This is a genomic window from Candidatus Electrothrix sp. (assembly GCF_052785085.1).
The window spans coordinates 1-19,936 of sequence record NZ_JALAAI010000074.1 but is presented as its reverse complement, the minus strand read 5'-3'; the positions used below and the strand labels follow the sequence as shown (position 1 = coordinate 19,936).

The 19,936-nt window shown below is 47.0% G+C and carries 17 protein-coding genes and 1 pseudogene; 14 read left to right on the top strand and 4 right to left on the bottom strand.

Annotated elements, in window-relative coordinates; all coding sequences use genetic code 11:
• Positions 1–167: 167 nt before the first annotated feature.
• Positions 168–767: a hypothetical protein gene (locus tag L2082_RS12375; RefSeq protein ID WP_446011802.1), complete on the bottom strand. Its 600-nt coding sequence runs from the start codon at positions 765–767 to the stop codon at positions 168–170.
• 184 nt (positions 768–951) lie between these two features.
• Here L2082_RS12375 and L2082_RS12370 point away from each other — a divergent pair, with 184 nt between their 5' ends.
• Together L2082_RS12370 and L2082_RS12365 are read left to right on the top strand one after the other, a co-directional pair.
• A complete protein-coding gene (locus L2082_RS12370) occupies positions 952–1,308 on the top strand; it encodes a type II toxin-antitoxin system RelE/ParE family toxin (protein WP_446010218.1) in 357 nt (118 codons plus the stop codon).
• A gap of 10 nt (positions 1,309–1,318) precedes the next feature.
• Positions 1,319–1,615 carry a helix-turn-helix domain-containing protein gene (locus L2082_RS12365; protein WP_446010217.1) on the top strand — a complete coding sequence of 99 codons (297 nt, stop codon included), beginning with the start codon at positions 1,319–1,321 and terminating at the stop codon, positions 1,613–1,615.
• Positions 1,616–1,700: 85 nt separating this feature from the next.
• Here the strand turns inward: L2082_RS12365 and L2082_RS12360 are convergent, their stop codons facing one another.
• On the bottom strand, positions 1,701–5,885 hold the full coding sequence (locus L2082_RS12360) for a DEAD/DEAH box helicase (RefSeq protein ID WP_446010216.1): 4,185 nt from the start codon (positions 5,883–5,885) through the stop codon (positions 1,701–1,703).
• Positions 5,886–6,023: 138 nt separating this feature from the next.
• Entirely contained in the window at positions 6,024–7,931 is a 1,908-nt protein-coding gene (locus tag L2082_RS12355) for a SurA N-terminal domain-containing protein (RefSeq protein WP_446010215.1), read from the bottom strand.
• 276 nt (positions 7,932–8,207) lie between these two features.
• On the opposite strand from L2082_RS12355, the gene L2082_RS12350 reads away from it, so the two are divergent.
• The 5 genes and pseudogenes from L2082_RS12350 to L2082_RS12330 form a co-directional block, all read left to right on the top strand.
• Positions 8,208–8,528, top strand: a complete 321-nt coding sequence (locus tag L2082_RS12350) for a TusE/DsrC/DsvC family sulfur relay protein (RefSeq protein WP_446009423.1) — start codon at positions 8,208–8,210, stop codon at positions 8,526–8,528.
• Positions 8,529–8,968: 440 nt separating this feature from the next.
• The gene (locus tag L2082_RS12345) at positions 8,969–9,790 is read left to right on the top strand and encodes an isoaspartyl peptidase/L-asparaginase (RefSeq protein WP_446009422.1); all 822 of its coding nucleotides are present in this window, start codon (positions 8,969–8,971) and stop codon (positions 9,788–9,790) included.
• 2 nt (positions 9,791–9,792) lie between these two features.
• On the top strand, positions 9,793–10,635 hold the full coding sequence (locus L2082_RS12340) for a cyanophycinase (RefSeq protein WP_446009421.1): 843 nt from the start codon (positions 9,793–9,795) through the stop codon (positions 10,633–10,635).
• The gene (gene cphA, locus L2082_RS12335; protein WP_446011801.1) at positions 10,628–13,255 is read left to right on the top strand and encodes a cyanophycin synthetase; all 2,628 of its coding nucleotides are present in this window, start codon (positions 10,628–10,630) and stop codon (positions 13,253–13,255) included. Before L2082_RS12340 ends, cphA begins: the two co-directional genes overlap by 8 nt.
• Before the next feature lie 32 nt (positions 13,256–13,287).
• Positions 13,288–13,431: pseudogene (locus tag L2082_RS12330) on the top strand (TusE/DsrC/DsvC family sulfur relay protein); the annotation flags it as partial.
• A gap of 9 nt (positions 13,432–13,440) precedes the next feature.
• Here L2082_RS12330 and L2082_RS12325 read toward each other — a convergent pair.
• On the bottom strand, positions 13,441–13,716 hold the full coding sequence (locus L2082_RS12325) for a helix-turn-helix domain-containing protein (RefSeq protein ID WP_446009419.1): 276 nt from the start codon (positions 13,714–13,716) through the stop codon (positions 13,441–13,443).
• A 985-nt stretch (positions 13,717–14,701) separates the two neighbouring features.
• On the opposite strand from L2082_RS12325, the gene L2082_RS12320 reads away from it, so the two are divergent.
• The 7 genes from L2082_RS12320 (at position 14,702) to L2082_RS12290 (ending at position 19,846) form a co-directional block, all read left to right on the top strand.
• Positions 14,702–17,347 (top strand): lectin-like domain-containing protein, encoded by a 2,646-nt coding sequence (locus L2082_RS12320; RefSeq protein WP_446009418.1) that lies wholly within the window; start codon positions 14,702–14,704, stop codon positions 17,345–17,347.
• Between the two features lie 10 nt (positions 17,348–17,357).
• Positions 17,358–17,507 (top strand): hypothetical protein, encoded by a 150-nt coding sequence (locus L2082_RS12315; RefSeq protein WP_446009417.1) that lies wholly within the window; start codon positions 17,358–17,360, stop codon positions 17,505–17,507.
• A gap of 51 nt (positions 17,508–17,558) precedes the next feature.
• Entirely contained in the window at positions 17,559–17,798 is a 240-nt protein-coding gene (locus L2082_RS12310; protein WP_446009416.1) for a hypothetical protein, read from the top strand.
• Positions 17,791–18,180, top strand: coding sequence for a type II toxin-antitoxin system VapC family toxin (locus tag L2082_RS12305; protein WP_446009415.1), 390 nt, complete (start codon positions 17,791–17,793; stop codon positions 18,178–18,180). Before L2082_RS12310 ends, L2082_RS12305 begins: the two co-directional genes overlap by 8 nt.
• Before the next feature lie 96 nt (positions 18,181–18,276).
• Positions 18,277–19,137 (top strand): hypothetical protein, encoded by an 861-nt coding sequence (locus L2082_RS12300; protein WP_446009414.1) that lies wholly within the window; start codon positions 18,277–18,279, stop codon positions 19,135–19,137.
• A 173-nt stretch (positions 19,138–19,310) separates the two neighbouring features.
• The gene (locus tag L2082_RS12295; RefSeq protein ID WP_446009413.1) at positions 19,311–19,568 is read left to right on the top strand and encodes an AbrB/MazE/SpoVT family DNA-binding domain-containing protein; all 258 of its coding nucleotides are present in this window, start codon (positions 19,311–19,313) and stop codon (positions 19,566–19,568) included.
• Complete coding sequence (locus tag L2082_RS12290) at positions 19,556–19,846, top strand: PIN domain-containing protein (RefSeq protein WP_446009412.1); 291 nt, start codon at positions 19,556–19,558, stop codon at positions 19,844–19,846. Before L2082_RS12295 ends, L2082_RS12290 begins: the two co-directional genes overlap by 13 nt.
• Positions 19,847–19,936: the final 90 nt, after the last annotated feature.

The following is a 19,936-nucleotide window of genomic DNA, read 5'->3' as shown; positions in this document are numbered from 1 at the left end:
CGAAGTCGGGTAGGGGAAAAGTGCGTCCAATTTCCGTCTGAAAAATCGAATTATTGACGGAAGCCTAAAAAAAGCAGCAGAAGCACCTTAGATTGAACGTTTTGAAATAACGTGTCAGGGTATTGACTACTATGAATTCTTCCGGCTGTCGAGAAATTCAGCAGATACTAATTATCGAATAGGTCATTCAGCACGGTGCTGATTTTTTGAGTTTTGCCTCTGTATTGCCGGGCCGCAAACTCAACTTCTCCGGGGACGCCGCTGAACAAATGCCAGATAGCATTATGCTTTGCATGGGGAATTTCGTTCAGCACAATCAACCGGATATTGTCGCTGCCTCTGCATATATCGTAAACACCGTCCTGAACTTTTGTCAACTCCGGTTGTTGCGAAAAGAGCTTTTTCGGGTATCGTGAGCTGATGCCGTAGAGCTGAAATTGATCTTCCGGGTAAAGGTTATGGAAAGAAGGGCTGATCTGCTTGCGGTAGTTGACATAATGCCCGGTCAACTCTTTCAGAGTCCATTCGTCCAGCGGTTCCCTGATTGACTTGAAGGTCAACAGGTTGTGTTTCTTCATTCCTTCCAGTCCGTCCGGTAGGGGATGAATGAGTTTGCCTCCATCCTGACGAAGAATAATAATGTCCAGTAGCTGCCTTTTCATGGACAGGTCTTTTTCCAGCTCCACGTTCCAGGCCGAACCGGTGAAAAAGTCGGTGAAGATCAAGCCCAGCAACCTATGCCAGTCTGTTTTTTGTTGTGCGGCCATGAAAATGTGGTGTTTTTGGTCGTATTATTCGGAACGATCTGAGTTGTACTGTATTTTTCTTTGTTTTGCAATGGAGGGGGTGGTGTGTAATATGTGTTCACATACAAATGAATAGCCCCGTGATGTGCGGGGCTTCCTTGAAGACGGTCTTGAAAGAATATCGTATAAATGTTATATTTGATATATGGAATGGCAGATATTCATCACAGAAGAGTATGAGAAGTGGTTCAGGCAATTGCCTCAAAAACATAAGGCGGCGATTGCAACTGACCTGGAGGTTCTTCGGCATTTCGGGCCTCAACTCGGACGACCTCATGTTGATCAGATAAAAGGATCTCGCTATTCCAATATGAAGGAGTTACGAACAAAAGCTTCATCCAAGGTGTACCGATCTTTGTTTGCTTTCGATCTTGATCGCCAAGCAGTTATTTTATGCGGCGGAGACAAAAAGGGAAAAAATCAGGAGAAGTTTTACAAACGTTTGATTGCAGAAGCAGATAGAATCTTCGCAGATCATCTGGAAAATATGCAGAATAAATAGTGGGGTGTCCATGAAAACATTAGATCAGCTTCTTGAAAAGAACTTCTCTGCCAGCGAGCAGGCCAATATCCGAAGTAAAGCGCAAGAGAAAATTGCCTCTATACGCCTGCAACAGGTACGGAAGTCACAGCATATCACCCAAAAAGAACTGGCACAAACACTAGGGCTATCGCAGTCGGCACTGTCTGAGCTTGAAAGGAGGCCCAATATTACCCTTGGTAACTTACACCGTTATATTGAGGCACTTGGGGGAAAATTGGAGATAACCGCTGTCTTTCAGGAAGGGAAAAAGGAGTTGTTGGCGTAGGAAGCAGAGCTTCAGCAATAAGGATTCCCAAGCCGGAGCTTGGGAACCAGGAGAAAACCATGGGTAGGGATTTCGTGTTGAATCCCTAACTCTCCCGAATCAACTCAAGCAACTCATCAGCACTGATGCGGGCCCCGGTATCAGTACCCTCCAGCAGGGAGTTAGCCAGATTCCGTTTTTCATGATGGAGCTGGACTATTTTTTCTTCTATGGTCCCTGCGGTTACCAATCGATAGACTGTTACCGGGCGTTTCTGCCCAATACGATGGGCCCGATCCGCAGCCTGATCCTCCACAGCCGGGTTCCACCAGGGATCCATATGTATAACATAGTCAGCAGCAGTGAGGTTTAACCCCAATCCGCCTGCCTTAAGGCTGATCAGGAAGAGATCGCCTTCCCCTGCCTGAAAGGCATCGACCTGTTTGATCCGTTCTTTGGAGGGGGTGGTACCGTCCAGGTATTTATAGGAAATACCTTCCTTGTCAAGGTATTCACAGATCAGGGCAAGATGCCCGGTGAACTGACTAAAAACCAGGGCCTTATGGCGAGATTCCAGTAATTCTTCTATCACCTCTGCAAAGACCCGGAGCTTACTGGAGGAAATCTTTGTATCTTTATCAATGAGTTTCGGGTTGCAACAGGCCCGCCGCAACCGCATGATCTCCGCAAGGATCTGAAGATGACGCCCGCTTTTCTGGCCATTGGTTTCAATATTCTCAATAGCCTGCTGGCGGATTGCCTCGTAAAACTGCATTTCCGATTTCTTCATCTCCACCCGTAGGGAGATTTCGGTCCGGGGCGGCAGTTCATCCAGAACTTCAGACTTAATCCGGCGGAGCATAAAGGGACGGATCAGTTTTCTCAGCTGGCGGCGGGCCGCCTGATCCTGATGTTTTTCAATGGGAATACCAAAACGGCTATTGAATTGTTTATAGCTGCCCAGCAGACCGCGATTGATAAAATTAAAAAGGTTCCACAGCTCACCCAGGTGATTTTCAATGGGCGTACCCGTGGTGATCAGACGGAATTTAGCATTGATGCGCATAGCTGCCTTGGAGCGCTTAGTAGCAGCATTTTTGATGGACTGGGCCTCATCCAACACCACAGTTTCCCAGGAAACGGTTTCCAGGATATCGACCTCCTGCTGAAGCAGGGTATAACTGGTAATAAGGATGTCCCGTTTTCCCAGATTCTGAACAATGGCCTTCCGGTCATCCACCCCGGAAAGGGTTTTCAGAGTGAGGGTAGGGGCAAAGCGGGCCACTTCCTGTTCCCAGTTCATACAGACTGAGGTCGGGGCAATGACCAGACTGGGACCGTTTTCAGCACGATCAAGAATAACTGCGATGGACTGTAAGGTTTTACCAAGTCCCATATCGTCTGCAAGACAGCCCCCCACACCCAGGTGGGCCAGACGCGCCATCCAGATAAAGCCTTCTGCCTGATAATCACGCAGCTCAGCCTGCAATGTGGATGGAACCTCCGGAACAAAGTTTTGCACATAATCTATTCGTTTCAGCTGCTCACGCCATCCTTCATCAGCTGTGGTATTGGCCTGTTGCGTCAGATCTTCCAGGGCCAGGGCTGCCAGAGGGTGGACCTGAATCTCGCCATCTTCGGATTTTTTTTCACCCTTGGTCTCACCAAATTGGATCAGATCTTCAAGGCGGTCACGAAACTCCTGGGTCAGGGCCAGAAATTGTCCTTTGCCTAATGGGATAAAACGACTGTGGGAGTCACGAATTTTATCAAGCAGGGACTTGAGGTCAATCACCTCGTCCTGATCCACCTTGACATGACCAGATAAAGAAAACCAGTTTTGTTGGGAGGTCCGGATATTGAGATTCAGTTGGTTGACCCCGGCACGTCTCCGCAGAGCCAGTTTTTCTCCTTCAGGCCATTCCAGCACGACCCTGTCACGGATCTCTTCCAGTTCAAGCAAGGCCTGGAGGCATTCGTCCGGGTCCAGCATATGCCATTCACGGTCGTTTTCCTGCTCCAGGTCAACAGCAAGGTCCAGGATCGGGCAGCTTTCCTCTACTTCACGGGCCTTTTCTTCTTCAAGGAGCAGGTTTCTCCGGGTTTGCATCCGCCGTTTATCCACTTCGGCCATCAGGTTGGCTACCCCAGCCCCTGGCTTAAGATAAGGACCGCGCCGGGAAAAAGGCTGGACAAACATCTCTAACCGGAATCCGCTTCCGTAGGGAATGATGTGGAGATGAATAGTGGAGTCAGACTCAACAATCTGGACACCTTGTTCTGCTGAACCCACATTAATGGAGGAGTGGACCGTCATGAAGGAAGCAACATTGCCGATAACATCAAGCATCTGGGCACTGGCCGAGATAGGGATTCCCTGGCTTTGCATTTCATCACGATTAATTATTTCAGCAACTTTTCGATGCTGCTCGTTAATCTCCATAATGCGGAAACGGGTCGGGGTTTCCGGCCAGACAGCTATCTTGCCTTTACCGATATCCTGAAGAAAACGGATAAAGAGATGCTCGTTCTTCTCTTCAACCATCAGCTCTGGTTCCCCAGCCACGATTTCCACTGGGGTTTTTCCTGATTTTTCAAGAAAGACATAGGGGTGCCCCACTAAGGCGGGCAAGGCCTCATCCATATCGAATTCACAGCCACCATTGCGGGCATTGATGTCACCGACCTGACGCAGGGCTGCACAGATTTTTATATCCTGCTCAGTGAGAAAGTCAAAATCTTCAGGTTGCATCAGGCGATTCAAACCTATTCCTCTGCCCTTACTCCATTTTCCACCTCTTTTCTTCTTCTGCTCTTTCGTTGACAGGCTCAGGGACTCTCCATCAAACTGGACCAGCCAGATCAATCGGCTGGTCTGTTCCGGCTTGCGGGAATTGCTGGTTACGGTGATGAGTTCCTGCAGGCTCTGTTTCCATGGGGTATTATCTGTTGAGACAATATGAATAATGGAGGTGCAGTTGTTTTGCTCCCGCAGTTTCCTGGCCTTTTCAGCCATATCATTTTGACCGGCTTTAAGGGCATTGAGGAGTTCTCCGACCTCCATAACAAACCAGGAAAAACCATTTTTTTCAGCCTGCTGAAACAAGGAAATAAGGTCATTTTGTAACTCATCAGGTATCTCTACTCCCATCCAATAGAGGGAGAGGACAGAGATCAGGGAACTCAGGCCGCGATCTTCCGCCTTGAGCTGTTCTGTCAGCACTTTCATGTCTGGCAAGGTGCCGTCAACACTTCGTACATAGGCATCAAGAAAACGAAAGGGAACCTCTTCCGGGCAGCCCTTGCAACGTTCCAGGACCAGGGTAACAGAGCGACGAATAAGGAGCCGGTCTTTTTCTGTATTACGGGCAAGGAGGGAAAAAATGCAAAAAAGACCAGTTATATTAAAGAAAAAAGTTTCTTCAGGGCCAGCATACTTGTTGAGTTGGGCAAGGTCTTGTTCGAAAAGTTCCAGGGCCTTGGTTGTCTCGCCCTGGAGAAAGGCAAGAGTGCCTGCAAAACCAGATCCCTGAAAGGTTTCTGCACGTTTTTTCACCAAAGCAGTAAGCTTGTCAAAATCACCCTGCAAGAGATAGTAGCCAGCCAGCATACGCTGAAAAGGCACCTGTTCATCTTCAGACAGGGTCATGCCGTCTTCATCTTCAAGATAGGCAATAACTGCCGGAAAATGACAGGACTTATCCATTGCATAATGGATAATGGTGTTGAGAAAGAAAAATTGCTGAAAACCTGGCAGGCTGCCAAACCAGGCTGGATCAAAATTTCTTGCAATAATCCTCACTGCTGGTGGCTCAGGCCCGATATGCTCTGCCCCGTGCTTTTCTAAGAAAGAGACTGCCTCATCCACTTTATCAAAATCGTCTCCATAGAGACCGATGCGGAATTGACGCAAGGCCCGTTGGCAGCGGGTGGTCCATTTCCCGTATAAATACGAGACCGGTGCTTTTTTTTCAATTAAGGCTGCAAGGTCTGCGAATCGTCCTTCTGTCACTGCCTGGCGGGTTAATTGCTCAGCAAGAGAGGGCGGACATTGGTTTAACGCATTAAGGAATCCTTGGTCCTGGAGCTGTTGAATGGTCGAGTCCAGCTCATGACTGGTTAATCGATGCACGTCCGGGATGGGAAGATCTGTTCCGGCAAGGCAGTTGCCCAGAAAGGTGGTGGATACCGGCTCGTAGATTATGGAGATGAACTGAAGAAGGAATTGTTCAAACAGAGGTAGTGTATGAATAGGCGGTAGTTGGTCGTTTGTTTGCTCTGGCAGGGACATGTTTTTCGTAACAGGAAGAAGAGGAAACTTGTTGTCTTTACGTACGTTCAGCGAGGAATTCTTTTGAACGTTCTCAAGAAGAACAGACAGAGCCTTTTGCCCTGTCTGCCTCAAAAAAACTATGAACTCATTAAAGGGCTACTTGAGTAGAGAGTCGTTGGTGGCTATGGTGGATCGGGCCTGGAGACCAGCCACCCAGGAGCCGACAAGCTCTTTCCGGGCCGATGCCAGCAATTTTTCTTTTGCTTCATTCCGTTTGGCTTCATCGGCTTTTGCATCCCCGATTCTGCGCTCAGCGACTTCAAAAAGATAGTAGGAAGCACCGATCTGGACAGGGGTCTGGGCTGTTTTTTGCTTCCACGGCATCTTAAAGCCTTCCTGAATCAGTTGTTTGGGAGGCAGATCCTTACCGCCTGGAGCGTTGCGCTGGAGAAAATCTGTTGTTGTAACCTCTGGCTTATTTTCCAGTTCGTTAACAGCCTGTTGAAGACTTCCCTGCTCATTGCTGGCTGCCAGCAGTTCCTCAGCAGCGGTGCCTGCCAGTTCCTCAGCTTTGTCCTTGGTATAATCAGCAGCAACCTGCTCCCGGACAGTAGCAAGCTCCGGCAATTCAGGCTTCTGAATATCATCAACAAAGAGAATTGCATATCCTTCACTGGTTTCCACAATAGAGGAAAGCTCGCCTTTTTTAAGGCTAAAGGCAACATTTAAAAATTTGGGATCATTGATTATCTCTTCGGGAACATCGGACCGGGCAAAATAATCAGAGGTCAGAATCTCAGTTTCACCTTCCTGACTGTATTTTTCCAGGCTGCCTGATCGCATAATCCCTTCGTAAGCCTTGGTAACGTTTTTGAAGGCAAGGTCTTTAGCGTTTTGTTTTTTCAAAGTTACTGCCAGGTTGTCTTTGACCTGTTCAAAGGTGCGAACAGATGCCGGACGAATTTCTTCCAGTTTAATGATATGGTAACCAAATTGGGTCTCCACCACTTCGCTGATTTCTCCTGGTTGAAGGGAAAAAACCGCTTGGTTAAAAGCTGGTGGTACCATTTGTCCTTTCGAGAAAAAACCCAGGTCTCCGCCTTTATCTTTGGTCGGTCCTTCTGAGTACTCTTGCGCCAGTGTGCTGAAATCGCTTTCTTCTTTGCGGGCAAGTGCCAACACTTCCTCAGCTTTTTTCTTTTTCTCCGCACGGACAGCCTCTGTATCACCTTCATTTGTTTTCAGAAGTATATGGCGGGCATGGCGTTGTTCCGGCTGTTGGTAGCTTTCTTTTCTGCTTTCATAGAGAGCACGTATCTCTTCTTCGTCTGGCTGGGCCTGCTCCATGCTGTCGTCAAGGTTGAAGACCAGGTATTTCAGCCGAATTTTCGGCTCAGAGCGGTAGTTTTCTTTTTTTGCAGCGAACCAGGTAGCGAGTTCCTCTTCTTCTATAACGACCTTGTCTTCGAAATCAGCAGCGTTCAGCTGCACATAATGAAGTTGTATCTCTTCCTCACTATAGGCAAGCCAGCGATCAATTTCATGATCAGTAACCAGAGCAAAGTCAGCAATATCAGTGGTTACTCGCTCTGTTCTGAGGTCAGATTTAAGATCGTTTTCAAAAACAGTTGGTGTCATGCGGTTTCGTGCTAATAAATCTTCATAGCGCTGTTGACTAAAGTGGCCCTCTTCCTGGAACACTTCCATCTCTTTGATTTTTTCCTGCACCATCAGATCGCTCACTCTGATGCCGATCTCTTCACCACCTTGTCGCAGGAGCTCTGATTGGATCAATTGCCCGAGTACCTGCTGCTTGATGCCCATTTGCTCCATCAGAGCAGGGGGGATTTGGCCACCGAACTGCTGGCGGAAATTATCTGTTGCTTGTTTATACGCCCGGACATAGTCCTGGTAGGCGATATCGACTTGGTTGACCGTGGCAACGGCAGTGCGGTTATTGCCTTGATTGCCGCCAAAGCCCCAAAAAATAAAAACAACAGCAATCACGAGCACCAAACCCTGAATCAGGGGGGATTGAGCTCTTTTGCGCAAAATATTCAACATGATATATTACTCTCCCAAGATCATTATTCAAAGAAATCGGATTATATTTGTTCTGCTTTGAGGTGTTAAGCATAGCAGGTTATCAAGGAAAAAGCCAATTATTGTGCAACAGACTCTTCCAGAATACAAAATCAGAAATAAATAGTCAAAAAAGTGCCAGGTCTCTTGACAAAGAATACATCCTATAGTAAGAGTTGCCTTCATCACAAATTGGATATACACAGTGAATAATTTTTTTGTTCATTTCATATTATTTTAGCCCAAGGGAGAAAAACAATGGCATCTATTGAGCACAATGGTACCAGCTACGAGGTTGATGAAGATGGCTTCCTGTTGAACGGTTCTGAGGAGTGGGATGAGAACTGGGTTGACTATGTAAAAGGTGTTGAGGGAATCGGTGAGATGACCGATGAGCATCAGAAGGTTATTGATTCTCTGCAGGAGTACTACAAGAAGAATGGTATTGCTCCCATGGTACGTATCCTTTCCAAGACCACAGGGTTCCCGCTGAAGAGAATCTACGAGCTGTTCCCGTCAGGACCTGGTAAAGGAGCCTGTAAGATGGCTGGTCTGCCCAAACCTACAGGTTGTGTATAAGCTGTAATAAGCTGTAGAGTCGGACAGATGTGAAGTACTTAAGGGCTACCCGTCGGGGTGGCCCTTTTTTGATCTGTTGTGTGTTCCTGAAGTGCTCGTATACCTATAACGAGCAGCCTATGTATACAAACCGAGTGCTCTCCCCTTCGCTTTATAACCACTCCCTCCCTCCTTTGCATTTTTTGGAAAGTTAAAAAGTATAGACAGATAAAAGCATGATGTATATTTATCTGTTATGGAGAAATGAACAAAAGCTCCAGCCCACCCTCATCCGACAATCCTTATGATAAAAAAGCAATAAGGATTCGCCTCATCCCTACAAAGCATAAAGTATCCTGTGAGACTGTTAAAAAACGGCACATTTCACTGAGTTTGGTCAGCATAAGTATACGTTTGTATAGGTTATGCGTTACATATTAAAAGTTTAAGGCAGGTGGAAAATGGATGTATTGAAACGCGCTGTTATAACTCATGGAGGAGCCGGGTCGGAGAGCAAGGATTCGGATGGCCCTGAGTCGGCGGCCAAAATCGGAATGGATTTCATGAAAAATGGTGCGTCAGCTTTAGATGCCGTGGTTCATGCTGTGAGATGTCTGGAAGATGATCCCAGATTTAATGCAGGAATCGGATCGCAACTCCGGTCCGATGGCTGCACGATCCAGTTGGATGCGTCATGCATGACGAGTAACGGGCAGTTCGGAGCTGTCGCCTGCGTTGAAGGCATTCAGAATCCGGTTGATATAGCTCATGGGGTCTTGCTGTATTCTCCCCATATCCTCATTGCCGGACAAGGTGCCCGGATTTTTGCGGAAGAACAGAAGATACCCCTCAAGGGTTTAAAATGTGTAAGCGGCTCCGGTGAAGGAAAAATTGATAAAAATGACAAAACACCTTCCTGCGATACTGTGGGAGCAGTGGCCTTTGACGGAACCACCTTTGCTGCCGCCCTCAGTTCCGGCGGGTTAAAAAAATCGGCCATCGGACGAGTCGGCGACGTTCCGCTTCCCGGATGCGGTCTGTTCAGCGGCCCTGCCGGAGCAGTTGCCTGCACCGGAGATGGTGAAGATATCGCCCTGAAGCTTTTGGCGAAAAAAGTCTATGACATGCTGGAAGGCAAGATGCGCCCGGATGAAGCTGCACAAAAGGTGATGATGCTGTTTGATGATGCTGTTGATGTGGGCATCATCATTCTGACAAAAAACGGATGTGCATCAAGTGCCCGAAACGGCATGGCCTGGGCACATCTTACGGAGATGAAATGATTATGCAATCAAGATCTTTTTTTCGGGGCCGTCTGATTGCCATCGGCGGGAATGAAGATAAGACGGGCGAGCGACTTGTTCTCAAACGGGTTGTCCATGAAGTCGGCAAGGCCGATTACAAGGTCTGTGTAATCACCACTGCAAGTGATTATCCGGAAAAACGCGGTAAAGATTATCACCGGATATTCAGGCAGCTTGGAGCACCCGAGGTGGAAGTATTAAATATTACAGCAAGGATGCAGGCAAACGACAGGACATCCGTCCAAATGATTGAAGATGCTGATCTGATTTTCCTGACCGGCGGTGATCAACTGCGCCTGACAACCATTATAGGCGGATCTGGATTATTCGAAGCCATTCAGAACCGACTTGAAGCCGGGGCACTTATTGCCGGAACCAGTGCCGGGGCTGCTGTTTTTTCCGATACCATGATTTATGAAGGACAAAGTGAAGACGGACTGTTCAAAGGAAGCGTCCTCACCACCTCTGGATTCGGTTTTGTGAAAAAAATTATTTTTGACACCCATTTTATGGCGCGAGGCCGTATTGGCCGACTGGTTCAGATTGTTACAACAAACCCGACCTGCATCGGGGTTGGCATTGGAGAAGATTCCGGTGTTATTCTCAAAGGAGACGGGGAAGCGGAAGTTATCGGCACAGGCCAGGTCATCATTGTTGACGGCAGCGATATTGACCATTCCAACATAATGGATATTCAACCCGGCAGCCCCATTGCTGCGGAAAATGTGCGCATTCATTCCCTGGTGAATGGATATGGATACAATTTCAAAAACAGGCGTTTTGTAGCCCCGTCAAATAACAACCCGGAGCAGAGAGATGATTGAGATAAAAGAGTTACGAGCATTACGCGGCCCCAATCGGCATACTCTTCATTCGGCGATATTTATGGTTCTGGATATCAAGGAATACGAAAGCCGTCCTTCAGACAAGATAGAAGGCTTTTCGGACCGGCTGGTTCGACTTATCCCAAGTTTCCAAAAGCATGGCTGCTCCATCGGAAAACCGGGCGGGTTTATTCAAAGGCTTAAGCACGGAACCTGGGCCGGTCACATTATAGAGCATATCGCCATTGAGCTGCAATGTCTGGCCGGAACAGAGGTTGGATACGGAAAGACCTTGAACACAGAGAAAAAGGGAATGTATATAGTGGTATTCCGCTATTTGGTCGAATCTGTAGGGGTACAGGCAGCCAGGGAGGCCGTTTCCCTGTTCGAAGCTGTGGCCACAGGAAAGGACTTTGATGTCAATAGAGTTGTTGCCGATCTCAAGGTACTGCGTGAAGATGATATGCTGGGGCCGACCACCTGGAGCATTGTGGAAGAAGCAAAATCAAGAGGCATCCCTTATATTCGGCTGAATAAAAACAGTTATATTCAGTTGGGTTACGGTGCCCATCAAAAAAGGATTCAGGCTTCCATAACAAGTCAGACTTCAGCCATTGCCGTGGAAACCGCCGATGAAAAAACAAGTGTGAAGGAGCAGTTAAAAAACTCAGGGATTCCGGTTCCGAACGGACGAATGGTTGCAACGGAAGAAGAGGCCCTGGCCGTGTTCAATGAAATCGGAGCTGCTGTTGTTGTCAAGCCGGATGTGGGCAATCATGGCAACGGCTCCACAGTCAATATTACTGATCAGGATCAATTAACAAAAGCCTTTCAAGCGGCCAAAGACTACTGCCCCGATGTGATTGTTGAAGAATATGTTCACGGCTTTGATTTTCGCCTGTTGGTCATTGACGGCAAATTAGTTGCAGCAGCCAAACGAGAACCTGCACATGTTGTTGGCGACGGCATTTCCTCCATTAAAGAACTTATTCAGCAAACCAATGCGGATTCCCGTCGCGGGTTTGGTCATGAAAAGGTGTTAACACAAATCGAAATTGATGACATGACCGAGCGGCTCTTGTCCCTGAAAGGGCTTTCTCCGTCTTCCTCCCCTGGCAAAGGAGAAAAAATTTATCTCAAGACAACCGCTAACCTCAGCCAGGGAGGTACCGCCACTGACGTTACGGATGAGGTAAGTCCGGATATTCGTCTCATGGCTGAACGAACCGCTCGGATTATCGGACTGGATTGCGTCGGAGTAGACGCCTTGGCGCGTGACATATCACTCTCCCTGGATCAATCCGGTGTAAAAGTGGTTGAAGTAAATGCCGCACCCGGCTTCCGGATGCACCTGGATCCGACAAACGGCAAAGCCCGTGCTGTTGCAAAACCGCTGGTTGATATGCTTTTTCCCAATGGTTATACTCAGGTTCCTGTCGTAGCTATAACCGGGACAAATGGGAAAACAACGACCTGTAAGCTGCTTGCCCATACCTTAAAGTATTCGGGAAAAAACGTTGGCCTGGCCTGCACCACCGGCATTGAAATTGACGGACACCCTATCTTAACCGGAGACTACAGCGGCCCTGAAGGAGCCGGTATTGTGGTCAGAGAGCCGACAGTGGACCATATAGTCCTGGAAGTCGCACGAGGAGGAATTGTCAGACGGGGTCTCGGGATTAATGAAGCTGATGTAGGCGTCCTGTTGAATATCGGCAACGACCATATCGGAACAGACTGGATAGAAACTCAGAGAGATCTGAGTCTGGCAAAATCCACGGTTGTGGAAGTGGTCAAAAAATCAGGTGCTTCGATTCTCAACGCAGATGACCCTGTTACCTTGAGCGTTTTAGATCGTGCCTGTGGTAATATCATTTTATTTTCTCTTCATCCTGATAATCCGACACTGGAAGACCACATACAGGAAGGGGGAACTGTTGTCACTGTCGATAAACGCAATGTTATCATCAGAAACAGCGAACTGGACATCATTATCTGTGAGCTTGAAAAAATCCCCATCACCTTCGGCGGAATCGTTGACTTTAACATCTCCAATGCTCTTGCCGCTGTCGGGGCTTTACATGGATTACATCTCCCTATAGAACAGATTCGCAACGGCATCATGACCTTTCATTCTTCGGCCAACCAAAACCCAGGCCGAATGAATCTGTTTGATTTTCAAAAATTCAAGGTTCTTGTGGACTACGGTCATAACCAGGAATCAGCTCAGGCCATGGTTAAATTGCTGCCTCGAATCTCACAGGGACGAAAAGTCGCCTTATGTCACGGAACAGGCAGCCGCACCGATGAGCAAATCATTGAATACGGCACAGCCCTGGCCTTGGTCTTCGATTATATCGTGTTGGCGGATTTAGATCCCCGCAACCGGCCTCTGGGCGAAACGGTCGGCCTGGTTCGCAAGGGACTGCTTCAAGGAGGCTTCAATGAAGAACATATCGAAATCGTTCCAGACGCAATCATTACAGACCCAAGAAAGGCTGTGGATTGTCTTTTTGCCCAAGCGGAACCCGGAGATCTGCTGGTCATTCATCCTGATGAACTTGAACCTGTTCTGAGTCAGGTCATGGAGCGATACCGGCAGGCGGTGACGCTTATCTGATTGATGAAAGGAGAAAAAGGAGCAAGGCTGTTTTCGGGAAAAATGGTATTGCTCCCATGATACGCATCCTTTCCAAGACCACCGGTTACCCCCTGAAGAGAATCTACGAGTTGTTCCCGTCAGTACCTGGTAAAGGAGCCTGTAAAATGGCCGGTCTGTCGCCATTCAATGAATAAGGGAGGAAGTTAAACCAAAGCTACATGGATATGACGGCCAACAGTTTTGGCAAATTTTTCCAAGGTGGACAGACGAATATCAGTTGCATGATTTTCCATTCTGGAAATAACAGACTTTGTTGTCTTGAGTTCATCGGCAATCTGCTTCTGCGTTAATCCGGCTTCCATCCGAGCCTGCTTTAAAAGAACGCCGAGTTTAAACGTTTCAAATCGCTCTTCATAATCTTTCCAGAAATCAGGTTGTTCAGCCATTCGTTCCTTTTTGTATTTTTGCAGATCACTCATACTGTTCTGCTTTTTTAGCCTGTTTCTCGGAGAGAGAATCAAAGTAGTCCTCCACAGGACACTTTCCGTTATCAAGACGGTAGAATATTATTTTTCATCATACGATGATGTTAGCATGTTTGCGAACCAGAGGCAAGTATTAACTGCACCGCAAGAGACCTGTGTTATTCATTGTTTTTGTTAAGATTCACTTGGACAGAAATATTTCATTTGAAACTGTACGTATTTTGGGGCATACTAAACATGCGGTATTTTATGCTTAATATTCAATATATTACGCTTGCTTTGCCTCGCAGAATGTTTGACATACCACGTTGCAAGCTTTTCGAGCCTCATGTCACGTTTAAAATGTTACTTTTCATGCTTATTCTGCCTCGTGAAAAGCGTGAAACGTTGCGTTGCAAGCATGAAATACCTCATAAGCGACTTCAAACGCCTTGTTCGAGGCTTCGAATGCCGTATATGAAACATCGAATGGCTCATTTCACGCTTCAAATGTCACGTTTTGAACTTCAAATACCTCACATAAAGCTTCATATGCCACGTTTGAAGCTTTGAATGTCTCATTTGATGTTTAAAATGCCTCATTCAAAACCTCAAATGCGACGTTTTAAACCTCGAATGCCTTATTTGAAGCTTCCGATGCCTCGTTGTACACTTCAAACGTCGTGTTGTACGTTCAGAATACCTTGTTGCGAGTGTGCAGCAGGGCATGTTCAACCGTGCCCGGAAAGTTCCTGCTTGTCAGTGTGATTTTTCAGTCTCTTTTTTGGATTCACTGTTTAACTTTGAAAAAAGTATTGACAAATCGTAAAGGTGATGTTTAATAGAAAATCTCTCACTTCCTGTGTCCCGATATCGTCACTATTCCCTCTCCCGGCATTGGGACACTTCTTTCTGCTTCTATCCTTTTGTTCCCTCAACAGGAACAGGAGGTATATCAATTCTATTGAGTGTTACCAATCGAAAAAATAAGGAGAGAATAATGGCAACCTTGAGAATGAAGATAGTTGTTTTGGTGACATTAATTTCTATATCGGGTGATGCTTTATATGTTGCAGCGGCAGAATCAAGTAAATCGCTCGCGTTTCTCCCATCGATATTATTGCTATTATCTGACAATGTTGCCAATAAGAGCTGCGAAGACAACTGGACGATTATCGGCGATATTCCGGAATACTCCTTTTCATCAGAACCGCTTATTGATGAGAACACGGCGTTTACGATGAATGTTGATCCAGCCGATCAGCTTATGCTCACGGCGGTGACGAGCAATGGATGGACTGTGGAATATTTTGCCGTGAAAGACAACATGGGTGCTCCAGTTGTTTTAACGGGAATTCATGCCAAAAAGGATGATACAGACGAATATCTTGAAATAAAAACAGATGGGGAAAACCGACCGATTTCTATTGAACAGCAGGATGGTAATCTATTGGTTATGAATTGGGATAACTGTACAATTTATGGAAAAAAAGATTGGTTAGTTCTTGGTGAGTTACCTGATTTCAGTTCGATACCATTACCCGATATAAATGATCAGGCTGAATTCGTCAGTAATACAGCTCCTTCTGACCCATTATGGCTTACAGTAACAACTGATAACGGCTGGACAATAAAGTATTTTGGAACAAAGAATGCTGAAGGTTATCTGACAGGCATGACATTTGTCTATGCGGAGAATAATGCCAGTGGTGATGTTGTTAAGGTAGTATTTGATGAATCAGGACAACCGGTAGAACTCAGTATAAATGATGGGAAAATAGTCAATTTAGATTGGAAACTATTTACGATTTCGGTTGGAGATGGGACTCTAAGCTATCACGAACGAAATTACATGAATGCGATGTCAAGTTCTGACACTGTAGCAGCAGATTGCGAGAGAACTTCAAAAGTTCCACGCAAATGTTTAATATTAGAAGCATTTAATCCGATCAAGCCACTAAGACTTCTAGGCGCACTACTCGCTGGTGAATGCAATTATGTTACGAGGACCGCAGTAGATATAACGTGTTTCCCTGATGATCCACCAAAATCGCAAGCCACTAGGCAGGGATTAAATTTACTTTATTCCTATGTAAGTGCTGCTATGATTTTTTCCGGTCCTGTAGGATTTGTTGCAGGTGCTTTAACTTTGTTTATTATAGAAGACTTTGGTGATGATATAGCCAGCCACCCTTGGTTTGGCAGCTCTTCAGGTGACCCGCATATATTCACATTTGGCCGGTCAAAATACGATTTTCAAGCAGTTGGAGAGTTTATTCTTTTGCAATCTACCGTAAATCCTGCTGAGATGAGCATCCAAATCCGTCAAGGTTCTTGGATAAGTTCAAACCATATTGCGGGTAACAAAGTCGTTGCTATGAGCGTTGCCGGAGATCTTGTCGTGTTCAACGTCGCAAGTAATCCCCGCCTGTTTATCAATAATGCTCCGGTGACTATGGCGGATAAAGAAGTCAGACAACTGAGCAACGGGTGTAAAATCTATGCTGCAAACCAGTGGAGATATTGGGTCATCTGGAAGGATAACAGCATGGCAGAGGTGAAAATGTACAACAAGCATCTTGATATTTCTGTTTCCCTGCCGGACAGCCGCAAAGGACTTGTCAAAGGTCTGCTTGGCAACATCGATGACGACAAAACCAATGACCTGCAAACCAGAGACGGCAGCACAACATTCGATATAAGCACCGAGCTGACGAAAGACGAATTGTACAATCAATTCGGCAATAGCTGGCGCATCACTCAGGAAGAATCTCTCTTCACGTATGCCGAGGGAGAAGACACCGCAACCTATACCGACCTCAATTTCCCCTACGAACTGGTCAAGGCGGACGACCTCTCCGCGACCGTGCGTACAAATGCCGAGCAGACCTGCCGTGATGCCGGTATCACCGATCCTATCCTGTTACAAGACTGCATTCTGGATGTCGGCGTGACCGGCGACGCCACCTTTGCCGACAATATGACAGACCTCACCCCGCCTGAACAATCCATCACCGTGACCGACGGCTGGCTACTCTACGAGGATGCGCAGAAGGCCGAAGGCGACAAGGTTATCCGCATCACCCCTGATGCAGCATGGCAGACCGGCATGGCCCTGCGGGAAGGCGCACTCAATCTGGACGGCTCGTTTGAAAAGACATTCACTATCTATATGGGAGACAGCGACAACGGGGCCGACGGCATGGTCTTTGCCATGTTCCCTGAATTGCCTCCAGAAGGTACTTCCTTGAACGGAGGAGAAGGGTTGGGTTTTAGCAGCGCATGTAACAACAAACCATGTTTCGGCGTTGAAATAGATACCTACCGTAATACATCCGATCCGATGGAAGATCATATTGCCCTGATCCAAAACAGCTCCGTGCGGCACAGCAGTACGGAAAATCAGGCACTGCCTTTAGTTCCGCTTTCCTTCAATATTGAAGACGATGCAGAGCATTCCCTGACTGTCGGATGGAACAAGGACACGCAGACCTTCTCTGTGTCTCTCGACGGTACAACAGTGATTACTCATGAGGGCCTTGACCTCAAAACCCTTTTGGGAACTTCTACGGCAAGCTATGGCTTTGTCGGTGCGACCGGCAGTATGACCAGTGAGCAGTATTTTTATCCGGTAATATCCCTCTGAGAGAAAATCAATGCGCATAGCCAACCCAATCTACGATGTGGTCTTCAAGTACCTGATGGAAGACCGTGAATCCGCTACCGGGGCGAAAGATTTTTCGCCCTTCCTGTTCCTGTGCTATAATAAATCGTTACGAATAAAGAAAGCGGGAAATAAGAGCTGATACCAAGGGAACGACTAAACAGGCAAGACGGTTTGCGCCGGGAGCGAAACGATGAATAAAGCGGCTATCACCAAGCAGAAGATTTACAATAAGCTGGTCGGTTTTACCGAGCAGGATTTGGTTGATGTTTCAGAGTACATTGATTTTGTACGATATAGAAGAGGAATCGGAGAGAAGAAGGTGGTCAGGCTGGAAGGGCTTTTAAAAAATTATGATATTGATCTGTCCGACCTGAAAGCGTTCAGAAAGGAAACCTGGCAACACGTTGATCTGGAGTCTGACAATGGATAGTTTTGTCACCGACACGCAGGCCCTTGTGAAGTTCATGATGGGAAAAAAGGTGATCAACGAGCGTTCACATCAGGCTTATCGGCTTGCCGACAAAGGACAAAATACCATCATCATTCCGGCGGTCGTCCTGATGGAGGTTCTGTACCTGTTTGAAAAGAACAGAATTGATGTGGGACTGCTGCAAACTGAAGAGCTTTTCAAAAGTCGGAATTATCAGTTCGAGCCGCTCAGTTTCGATATTCTTAAAACTGCCTCTGGAATTGATGACATACCCGAACTGCATGACCGCATGATTGCGGCCACAGCAAAATATTTAGACCTCCCTCTTATCTCCAATGATCCTGAGATAAGGGCGTCCGCTCATGTTACTGTTCTGGAGTGATCCGGGAATCTCCGTGGCAACCTACGGTTTTGTCGGCGCAGCAGGAAACGCAACCAGCGAGCATTTTATCCGGTCATATTGTTCTGAGAGCAAACCATGCGCATAGCCAACCCGATCTATGATGTGGTCTTCAAGTACCTGATGGAAGACCGCGAATCCGCCATTCTGCTGCTGTCCGAGATCATTGGCGAGGAGATTGTCGAGCTTGCCTTTCATCCGCAGGAAAGCACTGCCGAGATTTCCGGGCCAACCCGCTGCATCACCGTATACCGGCTCGACTTTGCCGCCAAGATCAAACTGAAAGAAGGCGGATACCGCAAGGTCATCATCGAAATCCAGAAGGCCAAGTTCTCCACCGACATCATGCGCTTCCGGCGATACCTGGGTGAGCAGTATAGGAACCGGGAGAATGTCTGGCATGATGAAGACGGGAACCGCAAGGCCCTGCCCATCATCAGCATCTATTTTCTCGGTCATCGCCTGCGCAGCTCGGATCGGGCCGTAATCAAGGTACAACGGGAATACTACGACGGCGTCACCGGGGAGCAGCTCTCCTGCCGGGAAGAATTCATCGAAAGCCTGACCCACGACAGCTTTGTTGTGCAGATTCCCAGTCTGCAACAGCCGTACAGGAGTCGCTTGGAGCAACTACTCAGTATTTTTGACCAGCACAGAAAGGTGAGCGACCATATCCTGGAGATAAACGAGGATGATTATCCCGAAGAGTACGGGCAGCTGGTCAGACGGCTGATCAGGGCCGCAGCGGAGAAACAGGTCATGGACACGATGGACGCAGAGGACGATATCCTGGAAGAGCTGGAGAATATGGAGAGGACCATAGAGAAGAAGGATAAAACCATAAAGGAACACAGAGAGAAGCTGGAGGAAAATAAGAAGGAGTTGGAGGAAAAAGACAGAATCATCAGGGAGCTGATGGAAAAAATGAAGAATCAATAACAGGGTTCTGAGAATTGTTCTGAAGGAGACTGAACCGATGCGTATAGCCAACCCGATCTATGATGTGATCTCATAACTCCGAAAGGAAGAAAGGTCATCAGGAAACTCTTTGACAGAAGGATGGATACTTCTTACCCTTGAAGTAAGGATACTTAAAAAGTAAGGAGAGGGTTATGGCTCTGGCAACCGTCACGACAAAGGGACAGGTGACTATCCCGAAAAACATCAGGGAAGTATTAAAACTTCATCCTGGTGATAAAATTGAAATTACAGTCACCGCAGAAAGAGAAGCCGTTATCAGGCCGGTCTCGAAAACGGTGGATGATGTCTTTTGCAGATTACATAAGCCCGGCAGAGAAGCCGTACCACTTGAAGCTATCAATGAAGCCGTTAAAAGCAGGATGAAAGATAGGTTCCGATGCAGGGAATAGATACCAATATTCTTGTTCGTTTTCTCATCGGCGACGACGAGCTTCAGACAAAGAAAGTGTACAATATTTTCAAGCAGGCGGAGGCGGATAAAAAGGAACTTTTTGTCCCTTTGCTTGTCATATTGGAGATTATCTGGGTCTTGGAATCAGTTTATGAGGTACCAAGAGAAGATATTATCAGTTCAATAAGCGATTTGCTTCTGATGCCGGTCTTACGATTCGAGCAGCAGGCAACCTTACAGAAATTTACTCAAGAACCTGAATCCGTGAAGCCATAGACCACATTTTCCCTTTTCAAGGAAAAAAGGCTTTTTTCCTTGCTCGACTGAACAATATTACTGCTCAACAAACCGCAGTTGAAGAGATTT